General features: G+C 62.0%; 16 protein-coding genes. 3 read left to right on the top strand and 13 right to left on the bottom strand.

The window, feature by feature from the left end:
- The first annotated feature begins 55 nt into the window (after positions 1–55).
- Complete coding sequence (locus PSN43_RS03635; RefSeq protein ID WP_272699359.1) at positions 56–364, top strand: phage regulatory CII family protein; 309 nt, start codon at positions 56–58, stop codon at positions 362–364.
- Between the two features lie 152 nt (positions 365–516).
- Positions 517–1,782, top strand: coding sequence for a class II fructose-bisphosphate aldolase (locus PSN43_RS03630; RefSeq protein ID WP_272699358.1), 1,266 nt, complete (start codon positions 517–519; stop codon positions 1,780–1,782).
- Positions 1,783–2,137: 355 nt separating this feature from the next.
- Here PSN43_RS03630 and ychF read toward each other — a convergent pair whose 3' ends face one another.
- The 4 genes from ychF to PSN43_RS03610 all read right to left on the bottom strand — a co-directional run bounded on the left by ychF (position 2,138) and on the right by PSN43_RS03610 (position 9,444).
- The gene (gene ychF / locus PSN43_RS03625; RefSeq protein ID WP_272699357.1) at positions 2,138–3,235 is read right to left on the bottom strand and encodes a redox-regulated ATPase YchF; all 1,098 of its coding nucleotides are present in this window, start codon (positions 3,233–3,235) and stop codon (positions 2,138–2,140) included.
- 366 nt (positions 3,236–3,601) lie between these two features.
- On the bottom strand, positions 3,602–6,781 hold the full coding sequence (locus PSN43_RS03620) for a beta-phosphoglucomutase family hydrolase (RefSeq protein WP_272699356.1): 3,180 nt from the start codon (positions 6,779–6,781) through the stop codon (positions 3,602–3,604).
- A 38-nt stretch (positions 6,782–6,819) separates the two neighbouring features.
- Entirely contained in the window at positions 6,820–8,016 is a 1,197-nt protein-coding gene (locus PSN43_RS03615) for a trehalose 6-phosphate synthase (protein ID WP_272699355.1), read from the bottom strand.
- A 12-nt stretch (positions 8,017–8,028) separates the two neighbouring features.
- The gene (locus PSN43_RS03610; protein WP_272699354.1) at positions 8,029–9,444 is read right to left on the bottom strand and encodes a DUF4139 domain-containing protein; all 1,416 of its coding nucleotides are present in this window, start codon (positions 9,442–9,444) and stop codon (positions 8,029–8,031) included.
- A 249-nt stretch (positions 9,445–9,693) separates the two neighbouring features.
- On the opposite strand from PSN43_RS03610, the gene PSN43_RS03605 reads away from it, so the two are divergent.
- Entirely contained in the window at positions 9,694–10,674 is a 981-nt protein-coding gene (locus PSN43_RS03605; RefSeq protein ID WP_272699353.1) for a GGDEF domain-containing response regulator, read from the top strand.
- 318 nt (positions 10,675–10,992) lie between these two features.
- Here the strand turns inward: PSN43_RS03605 and PSN43_RS03600 are convergent, their stop codons facing one another.
- From PSN43_RS03600 to PSN43_RS03560, 9 genes are all read right to left on the bottom strand, one after another.
- Positions 10,993–11,157: a hypothetical protein gene (locus PSN43_RS03600; RefSeq protein ID WP_272699352.1), complete on the bottom strand. Its 165-nt coding sequence runs from the start codon at positions 11,155–11,157 to the stop codon at positions 10,993–10,995.
- A 236-nt stretch (positions 11,158–11,393) separates the two neighbouring features.
- The gene (locus PSN43_RS03595) at positions 11,394–12,056 is read right to left on the bottom strand and encodes a LexA family transcriptional regulator (RefSeq protein WP_272699351.1); all 663 of its coding nucleotides are present in this window, start codon (positions 12,054–12,056) and stop codon (positions 11,394–11,396) included.
- Between the two features lie 249 nt (positions 12,057–12,305).
- A complete protein-coding gene (locus tag PSN43_RS03590; protein ID WP_272699350.1) occupies positions 12,306–14,285 on the bottom strand; it encodes a bifunctional metallophosphatase/5'-nucleotidase in 1,980 nt (659 codons plus the stop codon).
- A gap of 160 nt (positions 14,286–14,445) precedes the next feature.
- The gene (rnr, locus tag PSN43_RS03585; protein WP_272699349.1) at positions 14,446–16,641 is read right to left on the bottom strand and encodes a ribonuclease R; all 2,196 of its coding nucleotides are present in this window, start codon (positions 16,639–16,641) and stop codon (positions 14,446–14,448) included.
- A 21-nt stretch (positions 16,642–16,662) separates the two neighbouring features.
- On the bottom strand, positions 16,663–17,793 hold the full coding sequence (gene lpxK / locus PSN43_RS03580; RefSeq protein WP_272699348.1) for a tetraacyldisaccharide 4'-kinase: 1,131 nt from the start codon (positions 17,791–17,793) through the stop codon (positions 16,663–16,665).
- 261 nt (positions 17,794–18,054) lie between these two features.
- Positions 18,055–18,789: a Bax inhibitor-1/YccA family protein gene (locus PSN43_RS03575; protein ID WP_272699347.1), complete on the bottom strand. Its 735-nt coding sequence runs from the start codon at positions 18,787–18,789 to the stop codon at positions 18,055–18,057.
- Between the two features lie 121 nt (positions 18,790–18,910).
- Complete coding sequence (locus tag PSN43_RS03570; RefSeq protein ID WP_272699346.1) at positions 18,911–19,348, bottom strand: YccF domain-containing protein; 438 nt, start codon at positions 19,346–19,348, stop codon at positions 18,911–18,913.
- 56 nt (positions 19,349–19,404) lie between these two features.
- Positions 19,405–20,556 (bottom strand): YibE/F family protein, encoded by a 1,152-nt coding sequence (locus PSN43_RS03565; RefSeq protein WP_272699345.1) that lies wholly within the window; start codon positions 20,554–20,556, stop codon positions 19,405–19,407.
- A 65-nt stretch (positions 20,557–20,621) separates the two neighbouring features.
- A complete protein-coding gene (locus tag PSN43_RS03560) occupies positions 20,622–22,091 on the bottom strand; it encodes an alkaline phosphatase (RefSeq protein WP_272699344.1) in 1,470 nt (489 codons plus the stop codon).
- Between the last annotated feature and the right edge of the window lie 70 nt (positions 22,092–22,161).

Genomic DNA, 22,161 nt, shown 5'->3' with positions numbered 1-22,161 from the left:
AAAAAGGGGCTAACTTCATTTACTAGGCAGAAAATCCAACATGTGGGGGGTAAGCATGTTCGAGAAGAATCTGACCAAGAAAATGCAGGACCTGGTCCTGGACGGACGCATCCCGGCAAAAGATGTCTCCAGGGCGATCAAGAAGCCGTATTCCACATTGCTTCGGGAACTCAATCCCTTTGACGCCCACGCCAAGCTCGGAGCCGAAACCATGTTCGCGATCGTCAAGGCCACGCGCAACATTTCGATCCTGGAATTCATGGCCCGCGAGATGGGATACACCCTCATGCCGCTCGACGGCATCAGGCGGGCGGAACGCAACGTCAAGGCCCGCACCGCCCGAGAGCGGGAAACGACCATGTAGGCGGCGGACGCCGCCGAAGCCGCTGTTCCGGGCGTCAGCGCACACCCGGGCAGCGGGGCCGATCCCTGCCCCCATCGCCCCTTTCATTTTGACTTTGCCCATCGATTGGTTTTTACTGTCGCCAGCAATCAAACGCTCCAAGGAGGAAGGGCATGGCCCAGGACACATTCAAGAAAGCACTCGCCGTCGGCCGTCCGCCGAACGTCGTCAAAAATTTCCCCAACTCGCAGGCGCTCATCGTCAGCGGCAAGGTCGTCGACCGTGCCATGCTGGCCAAGGGCCAATGCATGACCATCGCCGCCAACGGCCGGAACATCTTCGTCATTGAAGGCGCGCTCCGAGCCGCGCAAAAGGCCAACGCCGCAATCATCATCGAGATCGCCCGCAGCGAATCCACCTACTGCCCGACCACTCTGTGGAACGTGGCCCGGCGCGTGGACTACCTGTGCAACAAGCTCGGCATCACCATCCCCGTCGCCGTTCACGCCGACCACTACTTCATGAAAAAGTGGGAAGACGTGGCCGTGGCCAAGGCCGAAATCCCGTCCGTGTTCGACTCCGGCGTAACCTCCATCGCCATAGACGCCTCGCACATGACCGACGATCTCAACCTGCTCGGCAACCTCGCCGTGTCCCCGTCCATCCCGACATGGGCCGGTTATGAGACCGAAATCGGCGAGATCAAGGGTGAATTCGGCCTGTCCAGCCCGGTTGAGGCCAAGTATCTCATCCAGGGACTCAACGCCCACGGCCTGTGCCCCGACTGGATCGCCCTGAACAACGGCACCACCCACGGCATCGAGGCCTCCGGCGAAGGCATCCAGGTCGAACTGACCGCCGAAATCCATAAGGCCCTCAAGGCCTACGGCACCTCCGGCGCACAGCACGGCACCTCCGGCAACGACTCCGCGCGCCTGCGCGAAATCGCCGCAAAAACCGCCACCACCAAGGCCAACGTCGCGACAGCTCTCCAAATGATCGCCTGGGGCGTCAAGGTCAACGAGTTCGGCAACGCCATCATGGACGGCGACCACTTCGCCAAAATCCCCGGCCAGGGCATCGAAGACGCCCTCTGGGACGAGATGGTCGCCTACGCCGACGCCAACGGCATCACCGGCGGCAACTACAAGAAACTCAACATCGTCTTCGAACGCCGCTGGCTCGGACAAAGCGAATCCGTGCGCGACCGCATGGCCGGAGCCGTCGAGGATTTCACCTACGACCTCCTCGTCAATGTGTTCAACGCCAAGGACACAGCACCCATCGCCTGCGACCTCATCCTCGAAGCCGGCTCCTACGACCTCGGCCCCAAAGCCGAACAGTTCGAAGACCCCACCGAGTGGACCGAAGAAAAGATCAAGGCCCGCGCCACCGAAATCGACACGGACAAAGGCCCCCACGGCAACTTCGACGACTAAGCCGAAGCTATTTGCAAATAAAAATCCCGCCCGGATTGATCCGGGCGGGATTTTTTTGTTTCTTTTTGCCTCCGGCGGCCGGGGGAAGAGGAGAGGGAAACCCTTTGAAAAAGGGCTTTCCCTCTCCTCTTCCCCCGGACCCCCATCTCCTCTCCCTTCCTAAACTTTTTGTGGCCGCTTCGCGGGGAAGGCGACAAGAGAGGACTTCGAAACAAAATAGGCCCTTCGCCGAAGGCGGTACAGGGATTCCAAAGGGGGCCCGCCCCTTTGGCCGCCGGAGGCGACATCATCCGGCATCGCCGCCGCAGGCGGCTTCCGCCCTCTCCTTTCCCGTCCGTCTTTCAGCTCGCCAGAGCTAGACGTTGAACAGGAAGTGGACCACGTCGCCGTCTTTCATGACGTATTCCTTGCCTTCCACGCGGAGCACGCCTTCGGCCCGGCACTTGGCTTCGGAGCCGTGCTTGACGAAGTTGTCGTAGCCGATGACTTCGGCACGGATGAAACCGCGTTCGAAATCGGTATGGATAACGCCCGCGGCGCGGGGGGCCTTGTCGCCGTCGTGGATGGTCCAGGCGCGGACTTCCTTTACACCGGCGGTGAAGTAGCTGATGAGGCCCAGGGTATGGAAGCCGGTACGGATGATCTGATCCAGGCCGGACTCGCTGATGCCGTAAGATTCGAGGAACTCTCGATAATCCTCGTCTTCGAGGCCCACGAGTTCTTCTTCCATCCGAGCGGAAATCTTGACGAACTCTGCTCCGCGTTTTTCGGCCAGGCTGCGCACGGACCGAATGTAGTCGTTGTCCTCGGTCAGGCCGTTCTCGTCCACGTTGGCGCAATAGATGACGTTCTTGGCGGTGATGAGACGCAGTTCGGCGAGCAGTTCCGGCAACGCCTTCAGGTCACTCTCGAAAGTGGACGCGGGAAGTCCCTGGTCGAGGTGGGCGAGGAGCTGTTTGGCGGCCTCGATCTTCGGGGCCAGGCCCTTGTCGCCCTTGAGCATCTTTTCCATGCGCTCAAGACGGTTTTCCAACACCTGCACGTCGGCGAGAATCAACTCGGTCTCGATGGTCTCGATGTCGCGCAGCGGGTCCACGGAGTTGGACACGTGGATGACGTCGTCATCGTCGAAGCAGCGGACCACATGCAGGATGGCCTGGGTCTCGCGGATATTGGCCAGGAACTTGTTGCCCAACCCCTCGCCCTTGCTCGCGCCCGCCACCAGACCGGCGATGTCCACGAAATCGACCGTGGAGTTCTGCACCCGCTGAGGATTGACCAACCCGGCCAACACATCCAACCGGGCATCCGGCACAGGCACCACCGCCTTGTTCGGCTCGATGGTGCAAAACGCGTAGTTCGCGCTCTCGGCATTCTGGGCCTTGGTCAGCGCATTGAAAAGAGTGGACTTGCCCACATTGGGCAGCCCGACGATACCTATACTCAGAGACATGGAAACTCCCGGAAAAAAAGATTGCCGGATATCATTCCTCCGGCGAGGCACACTCCTTACCCGTCTTCACGGCTTGAGGCAAGTCGGCGGCGGCGCACTCCGCCGACCGGGCAATCGAGCCTTACCGATTCCTTATCTCTTATATTTCCCCGGAGTTTTTCGAACGCGAGGCGAGAGGGTGTAGGCGAAGACGGCTTTTCCGCCCGGTGTAATCTTGGTGACGATGGGATGCAGGATGGTTTGAGCAAGCCTTGGGACCCTGACGGCGGGACGCAAGAGGCGGCGCGCTCCCCCGGCGGGAGGGAGCGCGCCGCCTATATTTCCGCACCGGACGGTCGGCCCGGGTTGAAGAATCTCGGACTTCGCCTAGCGGTTCTCCGCATTGGGCCGCCGGGCCTCGACGGTCTTGCCGGGCTTCAGTTCGAATCGCTGGCCGAAGATTTCCACGGGCACGACCTTGTCGCCCTGGTGGAAGGCGGTCATGTTCACGCGGTCCTGCTCGATAACGAGATCGAACCAGATGGACCGCCAGATGAAGGACAGCCGCATCTCGCCCCAGTGCGCGGGCGGGTCGGGGTCGACCTTCATGGGCGAGGACGAGAGATTGAGCCCGGCGTAGTCCTGCTTGATGACCTCCAGGGTACCGGCCATGACGCCGGTATGGATGCCTTCCACGGTGGTGCCGCCCTGGGTGTCGCGGATGTCGGATTCCATGGCCTCCATGAACCAGTCCCAGGACACGTTGCTCGGGTAGATGTACTTGGCGATGACGGCGTGGACCACCTTGGAAAGCGTGGAGCCGTGGCTGGTCCGCTTCTCGTAGAAGTCGTAATTGTCCTTCAGGAGCTTGACGGGGTCATTCACCTCGTGGCCGAGCTTGCGCAGAATGCGGGCCACCTCCTCGGGTTCGAGAATATACCAGGTCATGAGGGTGTCGGCCTGCTTGGCGACCTTGTAGTTGTCGGGCGAATCGCCTTCGGCCTTGAGAATCCGGTCCATGCGGTGGATGGAATAGAACCGTTGACGGTAGGAATCCCAGTCCAGCTCCGGCAGTTCCATGTAGCCGTCGAACTGGCTGACGATGCCGTCCTCGGTCACGATGACGTTGAGCTTGGTGGTCATGTCCTGCCATTTGGCGACATCCTCGTCGGTCAGGCCGATGCGCCCGGCCACCTGCTCCCGAATCTTGGGCGGCAGGCCGTCGAGGATATCCAGCGCCTTCTCCAGGAGCCAGACGGTCATGATGTTGGTGTAGGCGTTGTCGCGCACACCCGGTTCGTCCGCGCCGGGGAGCTTCTCATGGAACTCGTCCGGCCCCATGACACCGTCGATATGATACTTGTCGGAGGCCGCGTCATAGGTGGCGATCCCGCCCCAGAACCGGGCTATGTCGAGCATCAGCTCCGCTCCGTATTCGCGCAGGAACGTCTGGTCGCCGGTCCAGGACACGTAGCGCCAGGCGTTGACGAACACCGCGATGGAGACGTGCCGCTGGCGGCGGGACAGGTCCGGCCCCCAATTTTTCGACTCGGGGTTGTAATGGACCTCCTGGGTCTCCTCGCTGCCGTCGTCGGCGGTTTGCCAGGGGAACATGGCCCCTTGGCAACCGTTCTCGCGGGCGTATTCGCGGGCAGCGTCCAGGCGGTTGTAGCGATACATGAGCAGGGCCTTGGAGATATCGGGGAAATTGGCGTCGAAGAAAGGCAGGATATAGACCTCATCCCAGAAGATGTGGCCCCGGTACGCCTCGCCGGACAGCCCCCTGGCGGGCATTCCCGCGTCGCGGCCCACGTTGTGCGGACTGGCTGTGACCAGCAGGTGGTAAACGTGCAGCCGAAGCACCCGCTGCACGAAACGGTCGCCCCTGATCCGGATATCGGCTTTCTGCCACAAGCCCTTCCAGGATTTGGCGTGGGAGCCGTGGACGCCCTTGAAGGTCTTCACCGACTTGAGGCCGTCCAGGCACATCTCGCGCAGGTCGCCGGGCTCGCGGTCCAGGGAGGTTCGCACGAAGACGAACTTTTCCAGCCCGTAGCAATGATTTTCCCTGACCTGAACGCAGATTTCCTCGGAGACCATGGACCGTTCCTGGACCACCTCCTTGCGCGCTTCGAGGAGCTTGCCGTCCTCAAGCATCCGGGTCTTGGAGGCCATGACGATCTGGTAACGCGAGTGGGATGTCTCCACGTGCAGATAAATGCCGTCCCCGGCCTTTCCGCCGCCCACCCGGTTGAGATGGTGCGTGTTCAGGCTGGCGTAGCGGGCCACCCCTTCGTTGCCCACGTTGCCATCCAGGGATGAACGGAAGGTCAGCTTGGCCGAATAGTTGAGCGGGGTGAAGTCGAATTGCAGGGCGAGCAGGTGCGGCTCAGACATGGAGGCCACCCGCCGGGAGGAGATGCGGGAGATGCGTCCCACCTGATCGCGGACCACCAGATGGCGTTCCATGACGGCCTCGCGCATGTTCAGGCGGTGGGAATAGCTCAATATCTCCATGGCCAGCGGGGAGACGAACTCCCCGTTGCCTATCTTGAAGGACACGGGCAGCCAGTTGGGGCAGTTGACCATGTCGTTGTTCCAGATTTCGCGCCCCTCCACGTCGCTGGGAGTCTTGTTGAAGATGCCGGAGATGTAGGTGCCGGGGTAGAAATAGTAGGATGAACACTCGCACTCATACGCCCCGCGCGTGCCGAGATAACCGTTGCCCACGGTTGTCAGCGTCTCGCGCAGCTTCTCGTCACCCGGCTCGAAGCCATGGTAGGAGAGATACCACTCGTCCGTGGCCATGCCGGACTCGAACCACTCGATGAGATCGTCCACGGTGATCTCGCCCAGGTCGGACACGACCATGTCCGCCCCGAACCGTTTGAGCATCTCGCCGCCGATGTTCCGGGCCACGCCCAGGGTCAGGCCGAAATTGCCCGCGCATCCCGCCTGGACGCCGGAGATGGCGTCCTCGACGACCACGCACTCATTGGGGTTGAGCCCCATCCTTTCGGCGGCGGCGATGAAAATGTCCGGATCGGGCTTGCCCTTGAGGTCAAGCTCGGCCGAGACCACGCCGTCCACGAAGACGTCGAAGAGCTCCGTCAGACCGGCCAGGTCCAGGACAAGCATACCGTTGCGGCTGGAGGTGGCCAGTGCCACGAGCACGCCGTTTCGCTTGAGGTCCCTTATCAGGGCCACGGAAGTGTCGAAGACCTCCGGCCCTTCTTCCTTGAGTATCTCCTGGAAAAGCGCGTTCTTCCTGTTGCCGATGGCGCAGACCGTGTCGAAGCCGGGCGGGTCCTCCGGCGTGCCGGGATCGAGGCGGATATTTCGCGACTTGAGAAAGCTCAGCACGCCTTCGAAACGCGGCTTGCCGTCCACGTAGTTCTGGTAATCGTTCGTGCGGTCGAAGGGCTCGAACGGAGTGCCGGTCTCCTCCGCGTGATGCTTGAGGAAATCGTTGAAGGCGGTCTCCCACGCCTGGGCATGTACCTTCGCTGTCCGGGTGACGACGCCGTCCAGGTCAAAGACGACGCCCTTGAGTGTGATAGCTGCCACGGATCACTCCTTGAATTGATGATTCTCCGGTGTCCGGGTCACAAGGTACCCAGAATGGTCACGAGCATATCCGGCTCGGGCACGATGAGCGCCGCGTCGGTCAGGCCGGTCACTCGTTCCGCCAACTCCTTCTTTCCGGTTACGAAAATAGCCCTGGCGTCCGGCGACAGGCCCAGGGCCGCTTCGAGCATGGGCACGTCCGACGACGTGTCGCCGCAGATCAGGCTGGCCCCGTCGGCCAACCCCAGGCCAAGTTCCCCGTTCAGGAACTTCACGCCGTCGCCCTTGTCGAAATCCTTGAGTCCTTCGCCCTCGGTCTCCACGGTAAGAATGATCTCCACGTCCAGACCGGTGTCCTCGATGCGGAAATTCCGCGCCTCGGGGTCCAGCTCGGCCGTCAGCGCTTCCAGTACGGCCAGGAACCGTGCCGACTCGGCCTTGTCGATGGAGCCGTTGATATCCTGGCGGGCCACGGTGGACTGGCCGAACTTGAACTGGAGCCCCGATCCGATGAGGGTGAACTTTTCGTATTCAGCCCGCCCGGCCAGCTCGGTCAGCCGGGCGTTGAGCCCGTCCATGGCCGCCTGTTTCTCCGCGGATATGGCCAACCGCCTCACCGCGCCCTCGCGATCCATGCATTCACGCCCCTTGGAGGCGGCGTAGTAGAACTCGCCGTCCGGGGAAACCGATATATGCACCAGCCCATCCAGGGGAGCCGAGGTCAGGATGACCGGTCGGCTCACATGGATTCTGGCGAAGCGGGTCAAAAAGACCGCGTTGTAAACGGACTGGATGGAGGTCAGGTAGCGGGCGCAGTAGTCGTTGACCGTGCCGTCGCGGTCGGTGACCAGGCAATTCAGGTCAACGCCCCGGAGCAGCTCCCGGCCCCGGTTCACATGCTCGTCGAAATCGGGATGGAAGTCGGCCAGCATTTCGAGGAAGGTCTCCTCGCCCTCCTCAAGATAGAAGATATCCTTGCGGGCCTCGTCGATCTCGTATCCCATGTCCAGACCGATGGTCCGGCCGCCGCCAAGCGACAGCCGCTTCCTGCCGTCCACCTCCTCCACAGCTTCCAGGGAGGCAAGGAGGTTGGACAGCGAGGCCGTGATGTCCCCGTCGACGGACCGCCCTTCCACAAGACAGGCCACAGCCCGCCGCCGGACCTCGCGAGAGGCGGCCATGAGCGCGTAGAAATCCTTCAGCGTCTTCAGTTCAACGAGATCGATCCCGGCCATCATGCCTCCTTGCTAATATTCGAAACGCACGGTGTAGTTGACCGTCTTTCCCTCTCCGCCCGTCGTGGGGGCGACGTTCTTCAGGTCGAATTCGATGGTCCCGGCATCCTTGGCCGTGTACGGCGTGTCCGCACTCAGGATGGTCCACTGCCCGGAAAAGGAGTCCTGAAGCCTGACGTCCCTCGATTCGGCAGAACCGTTGCGCACCGTGATTCGCCAGCCGACCTCGGCGGCGTTCTTGCCGATACGCTGGAAGCTTGTCTGGACACGCTCCACGTTGACGTCGAAAGATTGGCCGACGGCCAGCCGGATTTCCTCGCCCACGGCCGAGTGGCCAAGCCGCGCCTCGCCCGCCAGGAGCTTGGCGCCGTCGGAAGCGGGCATGAACACGCGGACCACGCCCGCGGGCATGGGCCTGCCCATCCTGTTCTGCTCGGTGTTGGTAAAAATCAACGTCGACTCAACGGGCTGTCCCTGCTTGCCGGCGAGCCGGTTCGGACTGCTGTAAAAACGGCTCGACAGCTCGGTCTTCACCGGGATGTTGGAAGCCGAGAACAACGCGACCTGCTTGGAACCGGATGCCGGGATGGAGACGTACCGGCCCGGATCATAGACGTGATATCCGGAAAAGCTTTCCTCGGCGGCCGCAGCGGGAGCTGGAGCCGCGTCCATCATGACGGCCTCGGCCATGACGTTTTTGTTGCGGGCGAACAGCTTGCGGGAAGGGACGCGCCCCACTTCCCCGGCCACGAGGCGCAGGTCGGCACCCGGGAAGGCGTGATTCGAGCTGTTGGACACCGTGGCCCAGGCGTCAAGGTCGGCGGTTCCGCCCGACTGGCTGACGGTCAGATTGTAGTCGGCCCGCCAGGTCAGTCCGTCCATGAGGTAGCTCAGGGCCACATTCTTGCGTCCGGCCACCGTGCTGCGCGTGGTCAGGGTCAGATTGGGAGCTGCGTCGAATCCTGCGGGCATCTCGGGAAGGAGCAGCGCGTCGTATGAGCCGACATAGACCTCATTGCCCAAGGCAAAGATGGGGCGGCCCTCATTGGACAGGAGCCTGGCCTTGCGCTGGATGCGCGCGTTGGCGTCCGTCGGATCGGGCAAAATCACGGACAACTCCTTGCCGACAAAGGCATCAAGCAGGTTGTCGGCGGTGATGGGCCGATAGGAGTACTGGACGTCCTCCACCGCCATATCCGGGGCAGTGGCCCGAATGGTCGACGGGTCCAGGGTTTCCGGGATGTCGGAGAAGACGACGGCGGCGGCCCCTTCGGGCAGCGTCACCATCCGGGACTCGGTCACCTGGGCCTGGCCGTTATTGTATATGGCAACGACCGAACCGGCGGCCTGGGCCGCGCCTGAAAGGAATGCGGAGAAAAAGAACGCGACGGCGAGCAGAAGCGCAAAGGGGAAATTAGGCCGATTCATCGGTCCTCCATGGTTTATTCAGGATTGCATCGTTGCAAATTATCAAGCACTGGCTATCAAGATACACGCCCCGTTCCCTTTTTGCAAAAATATAACAAAGAATAACACCAGCCCAACCGCAAGGCGATCGATCAGCCCGCAAGACGCGCCACATCCCGGATTCCGTCCGGGCGATCGACAAGGCGACCTGTCGTTTCACACAATTGCGATCTCGCCATTTTCCTTAATATCTACTATCAAGGCCTTCGAATGAAGATTATCATTATCGAAGAATCAAAAGCCGTAGCGCTCCAGCTCGCCGATATGCTTCAGAGCGCGGGTCACACGGACGTGTCGGACGTCGAATCACTCGACCGCGCGTTACGCGCCATGCAGCGATTCGCCTCCGAAGAGACGCCCGTGGACCTGGTTCTCATCGACCTGGACAACCACGATACGGACGGCATCGCCGCCATCCTGACCATCAAGTCCCACCGCGAGTTCGAGGACATACCGATCATCGCCATCGCCGAGGACGACGATTCGAGCGAGCTGGACCGGGCGTTCGCCGCCGGGTCCTCGGACTACATCGTCAAGCCGGTGGGCCGCACCGAGCTGCGGGCGCGGGTGCGCTCGGCCCTGCAACTCAGGCGGGAAATGGTCAAGAGGATGCTCCGCGAACGTGAATTGGAACGGCTTGCCCGCAAGCTGGAACGCATGTCCAACCAGGACGGACTCACCGGCCTGGCGAACCGCCGCTGTTTCGACGACACGCTCATCCGGGAGTGGGTGCGCAACGGGCGCGAGGACAACCCGGTGGGACTGCTGATGATCGATATCGACCACTTCAAGGCGTACAACGACGCCCTCGGCCACGTGAACGGCGACGTCTGCCTGCGCAACGTGGCGGAATCCATCCGCGCCGCCACCAACCGCCCCGGCGATCTCGTGGCCCGGTACGGCGGCGAGGAATTCGCCATCATCCTGCCCAACACCGACTTCAACGGCGCGTTGGTCGTGGCTGCAAACATCCACGCCAGCCTTTCCAGAACCAACATCAGCCATCCCGCGTCGCAGGTCTCCCGCAACGTCACCGTGTCCATCGGCGCGGCCGCGGTCGTGCCCACCTGCGGGTCCACTCCCGAGCACCTCATCCAGACCGCGGACAAAGCCCTGTACCAGGCGAAGCAGTCCGGCAGGAACCGCACGGAATCCGTCTGCCTCCCCGAACCCGGCCTGCTGGCGCAGTGACCGCCCTCCCGCCTTCCGCACACAGTTTTTCCCGCCCAAGCCGGACTGGACGGCAAGACGGGAAGCTTTCCGTTCAGTTGCCGACATCGCCTGGAAAGCCCGGCATCACGACGTCAGGAGATCAGGACAGACGTTACCGGGCAGTCTGAAAAAAATACGACGGGGAACCGGAATCACCTTTATCTACAGCCCGCCCGCTTCGGGAAGGCAAAAGGCAGAGGGCCACACGCTCCGGGGAAAAGCGCATGGCCCTCAAACAGGGATGATGGACGGCCGTCCGCAAGGTTCGAACGGCCGTGAGGAACAATCAGAAAAGGCTTATCGGAGAAAATGGATGGACAGGTAGCTGCCGCAGCAAGGACAGACCTTGACCGGACGATACTTGCCGTCATCGTCGCGAATGACCGCTTCCCAAGGGATGAATCCGTCAAGGGTGTATTGAACCATCAGCCTGTGACCACACTTGCAAAAACGCTCCTGCATGACCTCTTCTCCTTTGCCTTGTATCGCGTCGAAACGCGTGTGTCGTATTTATTGACTCAACGTGAGCATTTAATAAACAACATTCGGAGTTTTTGTCAACTATTATTTTACAATGTGTTGTTTTTTTTCAGAACTCCCCCCTCTTCGGATAAATCCTTCGGAATTTCATGTAGATACAAAAAGCCCCCGCAACGCGTCGCGTTGCGGGGGCTTTTTCGGACAATATGCACCGGGAGCTAGCGGTATTCTCTGGACGCCCACAAGACCTGACCGATGACGCGAACGTTGTCGAGTTCGTCGCCGGACAGATGGATGGGGGAATAATCGACGTTGTCGCTTCGCAGCACCAGCGTGCCGGGCAACCGCTCCACGCGCTTGACCATGACCGTGTCCTCCACGCCCACGGCGTAGATGCCGCCGGACAGGACGTCGGTGCGGGACTGGTCGATCAGGACCATGTCCCCTTCCTTGATCTCCGGCTCCATGGAGTTGCCGATGACCTCCATGAGTACCATATTCGCAGGATTGCCGCGCCGAGTAAGCCAATCGGACCGGAAGGAATAGTATCCCTCCACCTGGCCCTCGGTCTCGAAGGAGCCTCCGCCTGCGCACAGCCTGGCGCGCACCTTGGGGACCTCCTCGTAGGACGCCCCGTCCTCGGCGGCGGCCGCCAGCGCGGCCTCGGGACGGGCGAAGCCCTTGCCCTGCTCAAGCCACAGCGGATTCAGCCCGAACCGCGCGGACAGGTCCAATATCCAGCGGGCGGGCACCGAATTCTTGCGCTTGGCCAGGGACACCGCCGCCCGCCCCACGTCCAGCTCACGAGCCAGTTGGGACTGATTCTTTATCTCCGTCTCGGAACAGAGTCTCTTGAAAAACGCCTCGAATCCGTTGCTCATTGTTGCGCCTTGGTTAATGAATGTTGCTGTCCTTGTTTATTATTGATTAACCGTATTGTCAACAACAGAAAACAATTTCGTCATTTTCATCTGCCGCCACCGTACAGCGAGTCGGCTCACCGCATCGATCAGCTGAAAACTCTCCAAACCAACATCAACCCATCAGAATAAAATGAAAACCGCTCGGTCCCCAGGAGTATTTCACCTGCGAACCGAACGGCTCAAAGCGCGAAGCCGGTCAGTTGCGGGCTAAACGACCTTCAAGCGGCCGTCCAGGGCCAGGCCGGTGCCAGGCGAAAGGACGGAGAGTTCCTTGATTCTCGCAATGATCTCGTTGCGGTAGACGAGACCCGTGTCGATTTTGGGCAGGGATTTGATGTCGAATCCTTTTATGGAGCCGGGCACGCCGCCGCCGATGGGATTCCCGTTCCAGCTCTCTCCGTAGGCCCCGGCCGCGACGTAGGAGTTCATGGCCACGCGGAAGGTTTTGTCCGCCGCATCCTTCATGCCCATGCCGCCGATGGTGATATCCGTGGCCGTCGCCTGTGCGGCTGAACCGTTGAGACGCAACGAATAACGCAATCCCGCAGAGAAATGCAGGAACCCGCGCGACACGTACCCGGCGACGTCCACGCCACCGCCCTTCAACTCCTCGGGCCTGACCAGCCGCTTGGCGTTGCTGTCGAGCATGGCCGCTATCTGGCGGCCGGTCATCTCGACCAGAAACACGGTGTCCGCAAAGGGCATGACATTGTACCAGTCCTGAAAGGTCAGCGGTCCCGAAGCCGGAATGCCGCTTGCGAACCCGGTGGCGTTGAACAGGCTCACATCCACCCGTCCTTCGGGGAAAGTCGCGGAGCGGGCCGCCAAAGCGTCGTTCATGAAGTTGGCGAGCTCCATTTCCCCAATGTACCTCGCGGCGAACACTTCATCGGTGGTCACGGGCGGGTTGTCTTTCACCGTGCCGATCTCTCCGGCCATCTTGCTTTCCAGATTTGCCAAAAGCGGAGCCACGTGCTTCTGTTCGAAGGCGGCATCAAAATCCCCGTCGTGTTCCAGAGAGGAATATTTCGGATCGTCCGCCGCCATGCGGATGTCGCTCTTCCTGATCCTGTGCAGGCGGGCCTCCACAGGACGATCGCCGCGCCCCAGCGCCAGCGAAACCTCGCCCACATGGCTTCCGCGTCCGCCTGCCTGCACGATGGGCACCCCGCCCACCACGTTTTCCGGAGACAGTCCGTCCTCGTTGAGCACGGTGTGAGTATGTCCGCCTATGACCAGGGCCGCACAGGCCGACGCCTTGCCCACGGCCTCGGCTATCATGCTGTCGCCCTCGCTCAGGAAGCGGTCGGCCCCGGCCTTGCCCGAGCGGCTCTTCGACAGGCCGTAGCCGCAATGGGACAGGACCACGAGCAGATCGACCTGACGGCTCAAAATCGGCGTCAGGTTGCGGACGGCCTCCACAGGGCTGCCCACGGCAAGCCCGGGGTCGGCCTCCATTCCGGTGTGGGTGTCCACCGGTGTGGTCAGGCCGATGATGCCCACGCGCACCCCTTTGGACACCCCTATGACCGCCGGGTAATAATCACGGCCGCTCTCCAGGTGCGCCGAGCCGAACACGTTGGCGGACAACACCGGAAATCTCGCGGCCTCGCGGATGCCCTTGCGCAGGACCGCCGCGCCCCGGTCGAACTCGTGATTGCCCAGCGCGCCGCAATCGAGGCCGGCTGCGGTGTAGACGGTGTAGGCCGGGTCCACCACGTATTCATCGGTGCTCCAGCCCACCAATTCGTCAAAAACCGACCCGGTGTGGTCGTCACCGGCGGCCAGAAACAGGACGACCTCGTCCGGACCGGCCGAAGCACGCCGCCGCTCAAGCAGGGAGACCATCTGGGAAAAGGGATGAGTAGTGCCTTTCTTCTTGTTGGGAAGGGAGATCATGTTGTGCAGATCATTAAAATGCACAATGCGCAATATTTTAGATTTACTTGCTTTTGATTCCAGCGGCAACGTTGCCCCGGATATGGTTGATATGGGTGCGGCCAAGGCGTCGCCGCTCAGCCAGTAGAGTTGCTCGAACGCGCCGTTGGGGTTGGGCGTACCCGCTTGGGCGATCAGTTCACCGGGCGCGGCCAAGGCTGCGCGATTCGGGAAAAAAGGCACGGCGCCGATTCCGGCGCCGAGCAATGTTGCCAGGGACAGTTTAATGAATTCTCGACGGGTTGCCATGCGGTTACTCTCATGCATTGATTAATGAAAAGCGGTATCGGGGACACCGCGACAAAGAGAGGATACATGGCGGTCGCACGCCGAAAACGAAGACGGCGCGCCAATCGCGAAACAGGTTGGCGACGGGCCGTCCGAAGGCGGCCCGCATCCGTTCGAATTCCTAGATCAAATCTTTGTAATCCATGGCGGCGGCCACCACGGATTTGAGGCTGAAGTTGAGCTCAAGCCGTTCGACGCTGGCCTCCTCCAGGACGACCTCGACTGGCTGGCCCAGATGGAATGCCTGGCCCGTCCGCTCGCCCACGAGCATTTCGCGCTGCGGCCAATAGGTGTAGTAGTCGTCGTCCATGGAGGACAGACGGATCAGCCCTTCGGCCATGACCTCCTTGAGTTCCACATAGAAACCGAAGTCGGTGATGTGCGAGATGACGCCGTTGAAGGTCTCGCCCACCTTGTCGCGCATGAACAGGACGGTGACGCGCTTGAGGATCTCGCGTTCGGCGTCCATGGCGACCCGCTCGCGGCTGGACAGGTGGTTGGCCACGTTGAGCAGCTTCTTGCGGCCGGGAACCGGCGCGGGCGCGCCGTCTTCGCCCCGGGAGGACGCCTTGACCAGGCGGTGGACGACCAGGTCGGCGTACCGTCTGATGGGCGAGGTGAAATGGGCATATTCCTCGCTCGCCAGTCCGAAGTGCCCCTCATTGTCGGGCGAGTATTTGGCCTGTTTCATGGAGCGAAGGAGCATCCGGTTGACGATGTACTCCTTGTCCGTGCCCGTCATGGCGGCCACCAGCATCTGGAGCGACTTGGGAGTGATCTCCTTGGGCATGACCACCGACTTGTCCGTGCGCGACAGCAGCCGGAAAAGGTTCTTGAGCTTTTCCTCGTCCGCCGGGGGATGGATGCGGAACAGGCAGGGCAGGTCGCGCTCGATGAGGAACCGCGCCACGGCCTCGTTGGCCGCGATCATGAATTCCTCGATAAGCTGGTGGGCGAAGTTGCGCCGCTTGGGCCGGATGTCCGAGGTCTCGCCATGCACGTCGAAGAATATCTCCGGCTCGGGCAGGTCGAAATCAAGTGAGCCGCGCCTGGAACGCAGGCGGTTTATCTTGCGTGCCAGCTCCTCGGCCAGCTCCAGCATTTCAACCACCTGCGGCTCCATCCCGTTCCGGACCTCGGCGATCTTCTCGATGACCGCGTCACGGACCTGGGAATAGGTCAGCCGGGCGTGGCTGCGGATGACCGCCGGAAACACGTCGGCCTCAAGCGTGCGCCCGCTCTCGTCGGTGTCCATGCGCACGACCATGGTCAGGCGCGGCACGCCGGGGTTGAGGGAACACAAGCCGTTGGACAGTCGCTCCGGGAACATGGGTTCCACGGACCGGGGGAAATAATAGGAGTTGCCGCGTTCGAGAGCCTCGCGGTCCAGGGGCGACCCTTCCGCAACATAGTGGGCCACGTCGGCGATGGCCACCCAGAGCCGGTAGCCCTTTTTCAGCCGCTCCACCAGAACCGCGTCGTCGAAATCCTTGGCCGTGGCCCCGTCGATTGTCACGAAAGCCTTGTTCATCAGGTCGCGGCGGCCCTCGAAGTCCTTGCGGGACGGCTCAAGGGGCAGCCCCTCGGCCTGGCTCGCGGCTCCGGACGGGAACCGGGTGCGGATGTTGTGGTTGGACTTGACCAGGGCCTCCTGCACGTCGATGTCGGTCTCCTCGCCGAGCCGCTTGGTTATCTCCCCTTCCCACATGGTCGGATCGATACGCTCGCCGGGCGCGCACAGGGCGATCTCGCCGGGCTTCACCCGGACGGAATCGTCCTTGGGCGTGGCGATGATGCCGAAGTTGAGCCGGGGGTCGGACGGACGGCAGAGCCATTCCCCGCCGGTCATCTTCTTGATGACCTTGACGGGCAGGACCTTGCGGCCGCGCTCCAGGATGCGCACCACGCGCCCCTCGGCGCTGCGGCCCGCCTTGGGTTCGCCCACCACCGAGACCACGACACGGTCGCCATGCCAGGCGTCGTTCAGGTCCCGCTGGTTGATGAAAATATCCTTGCGCCGCGAATCCTCGGGCACGACGAAGCCGAACCCCTGACGCTGAATCTCCAGCCGCCCGGTAATGCAGTGCATGGCCTCGGCCAAGCCGTAGCCACGGCGGATGCGCACAAGCTTGCCGTTCTGGACCAGCTCCTTGAGCAGGTCCTTGACCAACGCCTTGTCCTTCTTCTTGAGGTTGAGCCGCCGGATGACCTCGGCCCTGGACATGGGCCGTTTCACTTCCTTGAAAAGCTTGAGCAAAGCCGCCATGGAAAGAGGCGGCGTCGAAGGCCTGGGTTGGCTTCGTTTCTTTTTAGCCATTATTGTCTCCTTGGCGGAGAATTACCGCTCCGCCCCGCGCCGCATTCGATAATCCGCCTCGTGTTCGGCGCGGTCCGCGCGGCGTAAACAGAAAGATTCATACCGCCGATCCCACCATGAGGAGAACGGCGCGTCCGGCCCGAGCGTGGAGGGGCCGAACTCCAGACTCAGATCGAACTGCCAAAATTTGTCCGTGCACATGGGGCCGAGCTTGACCGCATCCTTGGGCGTGCACAGGATTGCCGCGCAACCGAGGCGGGCGGCCTCTTCGGCCAGGGCCAGCGCGTCCCGCTTGGAATAGTCATAATGGTCGCGGAACACCCGGTGCCGCACGGGCGCATACCCCAGGTACGTTTCGGCCGTTGCCCGGACCTGGGCCGGGTCGCCAACGCCCGTGGCCAGGAGATACGGTGCGCCGTCGAAGTCGCGGGCGCTATCGCCGCCAACGACCCGGCGCACCCCCGAGGGCGAGAGCCGGAAGCTGAACACGGGTTTGCCGAACCGGGCGAGGCGTTCGTCGATGCTCGGCCTGAGCGCCTCGAAACCCGCGGCATCGGTCTTTATCATGAAGGCGTCGGCCCGCTCCAGCGCGGCCTCGGGCTCACGCCAACTGCCCGCCGGAATGACCCGGTTCCACCCTTCCCCGAGATCGTCGGGCCGAAGCAGAACCAAATTCACATGCCGCTCAACGGCCATATGCTGGAAACCGTCATCGAGAATGACCAGTTCCGGCCTGGTCCTGCTCACGGCCAACCGGCCCGCCCTGGTCCGGTTCGGGTCGACCAGGATAAGCGCCTTCTCGTGGGCGCGGGCGAGCATGAGCGGCTCGTCCCCGGCCTCCTCGGCCAACGCGCCCGGCTTCACTTCGTAGGGGAGATTCTTCGGCTTGGCCCGGTAGCCTCGCGTCAGCAGGACCACCGGGATGGAACGGGACTCGGCCCAGCCGAGCAGCCAGTCGGCCACGGGCGTCTTGCCCGAGCCGCCCCAGCCTATGTTGCCCACGGAGACCGTGAGGGCGGGCGCTTCCCAACGCCTGAGCAGCCCCCGGCGGTACAGGCCGGCCCGTATGCGCATGATCCCGCCATACAGCCAGGAAACGGGGCGCAGCACCGGGGAAAGCGTGCGTTGCAGTTCAGTTACGGTCTCGGACATGTCGCTCCAGCAAAAAGATTCGTCATTGAAAAAGCATACGTTCCCCGCACCGCCCTGGCAAGCGCTAGTCGAGGAGCCCCGGCAGTCGGGACCGGAAGATGCGCGCCTCCCGCAACAGCCATCAGCATGTTCCTTTCCGCGGCGTCGGTTCCTTTCATTTCCGAAACATTTTGAGCCGGTTCGCGCAACACTTCACGGCGGGAGGCAAAAAAGGCCGCGCCCAGGGGACGCGGCCTCGCCGATGCATTGGTGTAGGCGGGATTACCTGCGGTCGCCCATGAGACGGAGCAGCATGAGGAACAGGTTGTAGAAGTCCAGGTACAGGGTCAGCGCGCCCAGAATGGTGCCGCGCCGGATGGCCGCGGTGTCGCCCATGGGCACGGTCTCGCCCATGGTCTTGAGCTTCTGGGTGTCGTAGGCGGTCAGGCCGACGAAGATTATCACGCCGATGACGGAAATGGCGAAGGACATGCCCGGGCTCTGCAGGAACATGTTCACCAACATGGCGATGATGATGCCGATGAGCCCCATGAAGAGCAGACTGCCCCAGCCGGTCAGATCTTTCTTGGTCAGCAGGCCGTACAGGGACATGGCCCCGAACATGCCTGCGGTGGTGACGAAGGTCGAAACCACCGAAGCCGTGGTGTAGGCGTAAAGGATCGGAGCCAGGGAGAACCCGTTGAGGGCGCTGAACGCCAGGAACAGCCCCGTCGCCGTGCTGGGGTTCATGGTGGAAATTTTGAAGCTCATGAAGAAGACCATGCCGAAGGCCGCGAACAGGGCGATCATGGGAAGCATGGTCGGAGCGTACTGGCCGGTCTGGGCATTGTAGACGAAAGCCAGGTTGGTCAGCGCGGGAACGGTCAAAGTGGCAAAGGAGATCAGAGCGGTAAGGCCCAGGCCCGCGCTCATCCACCCGTAGACACCGCGCATAAAAGCGTTGACAACCTCGGCGCGGGCCGCGCCCGCCTGAGGCATACTGGGATACTGAGTCATCGATATTCCTCCGGAATTTATTACGAACTGCTTGCCGGATACTGTCCGTCAATAAGTCTATCTAATCAGCTTTTACGGTCAAGGCAAGAGGATGCATGAAATTGCACAACCGTATCGGGACCTAACGGTTCACGCGAACTCCGTACACCCGCTCGGCTTCCTCCACGGTGACCACGGCCATGCCGATGGGGGCCAGGGTGGCTCCGGCGAGCTTGAGATGCTGCCAGCCCCAAGGGATGCCGATGATCGTGATAAAACAGCCGAGCGCGGCCAGGATGTGTCCGAGGGCGAGCCACCAGCCCGCCACGATGAACCAGATGATGTTGCCCACGGTGCCCCAGTCCGAAGTGCCGAGGTCCTTCCGGCCGGTAAGCGCGTCGCGCCGGATAAGAGTCCGCCCGAACGGGAGCAGCGAAAAGCCCGCGATGACGAAGGCGGAGCGCGCCCAGGGCAGGCCGACGATGGAAATGGCCATGAGGCAACCGGCAAAGAGCCAGCCCAGGGCCATGAACAGCCCGCCTATGAACCACCAGATGAGATTGCCGAGAAACGAAAGCATGGAGCCTCCTTACGCTTGTTGGACACGTATGGTATTGGCCCATGCCGCGACTTTCGTCAATGGGCGGAGTCCGTTGCGGCGGACTCCCCCGCGGTCATGAGCAGGCCCCCGGCCAGCGCCGTGAACGGGGCCACGGTGACGAGACCGAAGCTGCCCACCAGGGTCTTGAGGACCTCCGCGGCTACGTAGATGAAGTTGAAGGTCGTATCCAGCGGGATTCCCTGGGCCATGAAGGCCATAAGCAGGGTCACGAACCCGCCGGAGTAGGCCAGCAGCAGCGTGGTGGTCATGGTCCCGACCACGGCCCTTCCCACGCGGATGCCCGACCAGATCGCCTCCATGCGCGATATGCCGGGCTTCTTGGCCACCACTTCGCTCATGGCCGAGGCCACGTCCATGGCCAGGTCCATGACCGCGCCGCAGGAGGAGAGGAACACCCCCGCCATGAACACGCGAGTCAGGTTCAGGTGGCCGTACCCGGCATAGAGCAGGGTTTCGGCAAAGGGCATGACCGCCCCGTGCACATGGAAATGGCGGGTGAAATAAATACCCATGGCGCAACTTGCCACCACGCCGAGCAGGGCTCCGAGGAAGGCGGTCAGCCCGGTGCGGTTGACGCCCGCCACCAGGAAAATGATGACCGCGCTGAGCAGGGCGACCACACACAGGGTCAGCCAGACCGGGTCCGTCCCCTTGAGCAGCAATGGCACCAGGACCTTCCACAGGACCAGACCGGTGAAGACAAAGGAAAGCAACGCCTTGAACCCGGTCAGCCCGCCGAAGAGCAGAAGCAGCGCGGCGAACAGGCCGAGCAGAAACAATTCAAGCCCCAGGCGGTAATGGGCCTGGGGGTTGACGAACACGACCTTGCCGTCGCCGTCCACCGTAAGAATGACGTAGGCCTTGTCGCCCGGCTTGAAGAGCTTGTCGCGATCGAGCTGGCCCATGAGCTGATTGTTGGCCGTAAAGGTTTCGCCCTGGAACGGACCGTCGAGGATTTCGAGTTCGACTGCCTGCTCCCCAGCCCGGATCATGCCCAGGACCTGTATTTCGGCGTCGTCCACGGCGATGACGCGGGCCGCGCAGTGAACCGAGTTTTCGTCCTTCGCGGACTCGAACCCCGTGGGCACTAAGTAGAGAACCGCCGAGATGGCGAGAAAAATGATGACCAGAAGCCAGTCGCGGGACGTTTTGCTGAGTGGGTGCATATTGTTTGAAAAGCGCGGCGGGCGGACCGGTTCCGGTCCGCCCGCCGCAGGTTGTATGATGGAGGTTAGTTCGCGGCCACGCGCACGTTGGCGGCTTCGGCGTACACGGCCTTGGCGGGCAGGCCCATGGAGGACATGATCTTGGTGGCCACGTCCTTGTTGTCATAGCTGCCGTTGAAGGAATCGGCTCCCACGCCCATGGCGGAAGTGGTGACCGGAACGCCGGTGTGCTTGTAGGAGGTCCAGCCCAGACCGGCCTTCTGGTTCAGCACGTGGGTCAGGGTGACGGACAGCGGGTCGTACTCGCCGTACAGAAGGTAGTCGCCGCCCTTGATCTTTTCACCGGCCATGGAGCGGCGGAAGGCCTGCTCGATGTCGGCGGTCTGGTAGTCGGCCAGAACCATAGGGTCGGTCTTGGCGTCGCCGTCGAACTTCAGGCCGAATTCGGCGGTGATGATCGGCTTCATGGCGTTGAAATCGCCGCCCTTCTGCTTGAATTCGCCCATGATTTCATCGGTGAACTTCTGGAAGGAGACCTTCTGGCTGCTCAGGACGTCATAGTGGGAACCGTACTTGGTGCCCGCGAAGCCCAGGGTCAGGCCGCCGCACTCGTGGTCGCCGGTGACGACGATAAGGGTCTCGCCGGGGTGCTTGTCGTAGAAGGCGATGGCCTGCTGGACGGCCTCGTCAAAGGCGATGGTGTTCTTGATGGAAGCGGCCGCGTCGTTGGCGTGGCAGGCCCAGTCGATCTTGCCGCCCTCGACCATGAGGAAGAAGCCCTTGTCGTTGTCGAGCATCTCGATGGCCTTGGAGGTGAACTGGGGCAAGGTAATGTCCTTGTCGGTCATGTCCATGACGTAGGGCAGGGCCTTGCCGTCCTGGAGCCAGGCGTTCCAGGCGATGACCTTGCCGTCGCCGGGCTTCAGGGCCATGAAGTCATCCTTGTTGTCGATGACCTTGTAGCCGTTGGCCTTGGCCTTTTCCAGGGCGTCGCCCATGGGAGCCTTGGACTTCTTGCCCGCAGGGTCCTTGAGACCGCCGCCGGCAAAGAAATCGAAACCGGAATCCGCCAGGGCGTGGTCGATCTCGTGGTACATGGAGCGGGACTTCACGTGGGCGTAGAAGGCCGCCGGGGTGGCGTGGTCCACGGACACGGAAGAAACGATGCCGACCTTCATGCCGCGGTCGCGGGCCATCTCGGCGATGGTCTTGACGGGCTTGAACTCGGGATCGACGCCGATGTAATTGATGTTGGTCTTCATGCCGGTGGCCAGAGCCGTGGCGGAAGCGGCGGAGCCGGTGATGAACCGGTCGTTGGCGAAGGTGGTGGTGATGCCTTGGGCAGGCATTGTCTCGATGGCGAGCTTCTTGCCCAGATAAGCCGAACTGGCGGCGCGCTGGGGCAGCCCCATTCCGTCACCAATGAAGAAAAACACATACTTGGCGTCTTTCGCCCAGGCGGGACCGGCCATGAACACCATGGCGAGGGCCAGCGCGAGGACACACCGGAAAATCAGTTTTTCCACTTTCAACATGTCAAACCTCCTCAGGTCCGTTTGTTGTTTTTCAGTGCCCAAGTATCTACGCCCGGAACGTTACGGAAAC

The organism is Desulfovibrio sp. Fe33 (genome assembly GCF_028532725.1).
Classification (GTDB): domain Bacteria; phylum Desulfobacterota; class Desulfovibrionia; order Desulfovibrionales; family Desulfovibrionaceae; genus Pseudodesulfovibrio.
Note: the sequence above shows the minus strand (reverse complement) of the source record. Positions and strands in the feature narration are given on the sequence as shown.

What these genes read in the sequence shown, in the direction of transcription:
- PSN43_RS03635 (WP_272699359.1), top strand. Translation starts at nt 56, where the DNA reads ATGTTCGAGAAGAATCTGACCAAGAAAATGCAGGACCTGGTCCTGGAC.
- PSN43_RS03630 (WP_272699358.1), top strand. Translation starts at nt 517, where the DNA reads ATGGCCCAGGACACATTCAAGAAAGCACTCGCCGTCGGCCGTCCGCCG.
- ychF (WP_272699357.1), bottom strand. Translation starts at nt 3,235, where the DNA reads ATGTCTCTGAGTATAGGTATCGTCGGGCTGCCCAATGTGGGCAAGTCC.
- PSN43_RS03615 (WP_272699355.1), bottom strand. Translation starts at nt 8,016, where the DNA reads ATGGCCGGGATCGATCTCGTTGAACTGAAGACGCTGAAGGATTTCTAC.
- PSN43_RS03610 (WP_272699354.1), bottom strand. Translation starts at nt 9,444, where the DNA reads ATGAATCGGCCTAATTTCCCCTTTGCGCTTCTGCTCGCCGTCGCGTTC.
- PSN43_RS03605 (WP_272699353.1), top strand. Translation starts at nt 9,694, where the DNA reads ATGAAGATTATCATTATCGAAGAATCAAAAGCCGTAGCGCTCCAGCTC.
- PSN43_RS03600 (WP_272699352.1), bottom strand. Translation starts at nt 11,157, where the DNA reads ATGCAGGAGCGTTTTTGCAAGTGTGGTCACAGGCTGATGGTTCAATAC.
- PSN43_RS03595 (WP_272699351.1), bottom strand. Translation starts at nt 12,056, where the DNA reads ATGAGCAACGGATTCGAGGCGTTTTTCAAGAGACTCTGTTCCGAGACG.
- PSN43_RS03590 (WP_272699350.1), bottom strand. Translation starts at nt 14,285, where the DNA reads ATGGCAACCCGTCGAGAATTCATTAAACTGTCCCTGGCAACATTGCTC.
- rnr (WP_272699349.1), bottom strand. Translation starts at nt 16,641, where the DNA reads ATGGCTAAAAAGAAACGAAGCCAACCCAGGCCTTCGACGCCGCCTCTT.
- lpxK (WP_272699348.1), bottom strand. Translation starts at nt 17,793, where the DNA reads ATGTCCGAGACCGTAACTGAACTGCAACGCACGCTTTCCCCGGTGCTG.
- PSN43_RS03575 (WP_272699347.1), bottom strand. Translation starts at nt 18,789, where the DNA reads ATGACTCAGTATCCCAGTATGCCTCAGGCGGGCGCGGCCCGCGCCGAG.
- PSN43_RS03570 (WP_272699346.1), bottom strand. Translation starts at nt 19,348, where the DNA reads ATGCTTTCGTTTCTCGGCAATCTCATCTGGTGGTTCATAGGCGGGCTG.
- PSN43_RS03565 (WP_272699345.1), bottom strand. Translation starts at nt 20,556, where the DNA reads ATGCACCCACTCAGCAAAACGTCCCGCGACTGGCTTCTGGTCATCATT.
- PSN43_RS03560 (WP_272699344.1), bottom strand. Translation starts at nt 22,091, where the DNA reads ATGTTGAAAGTGGAAAAACTGATTTTCCGGTGTGTCCTCGCGCTGGCC.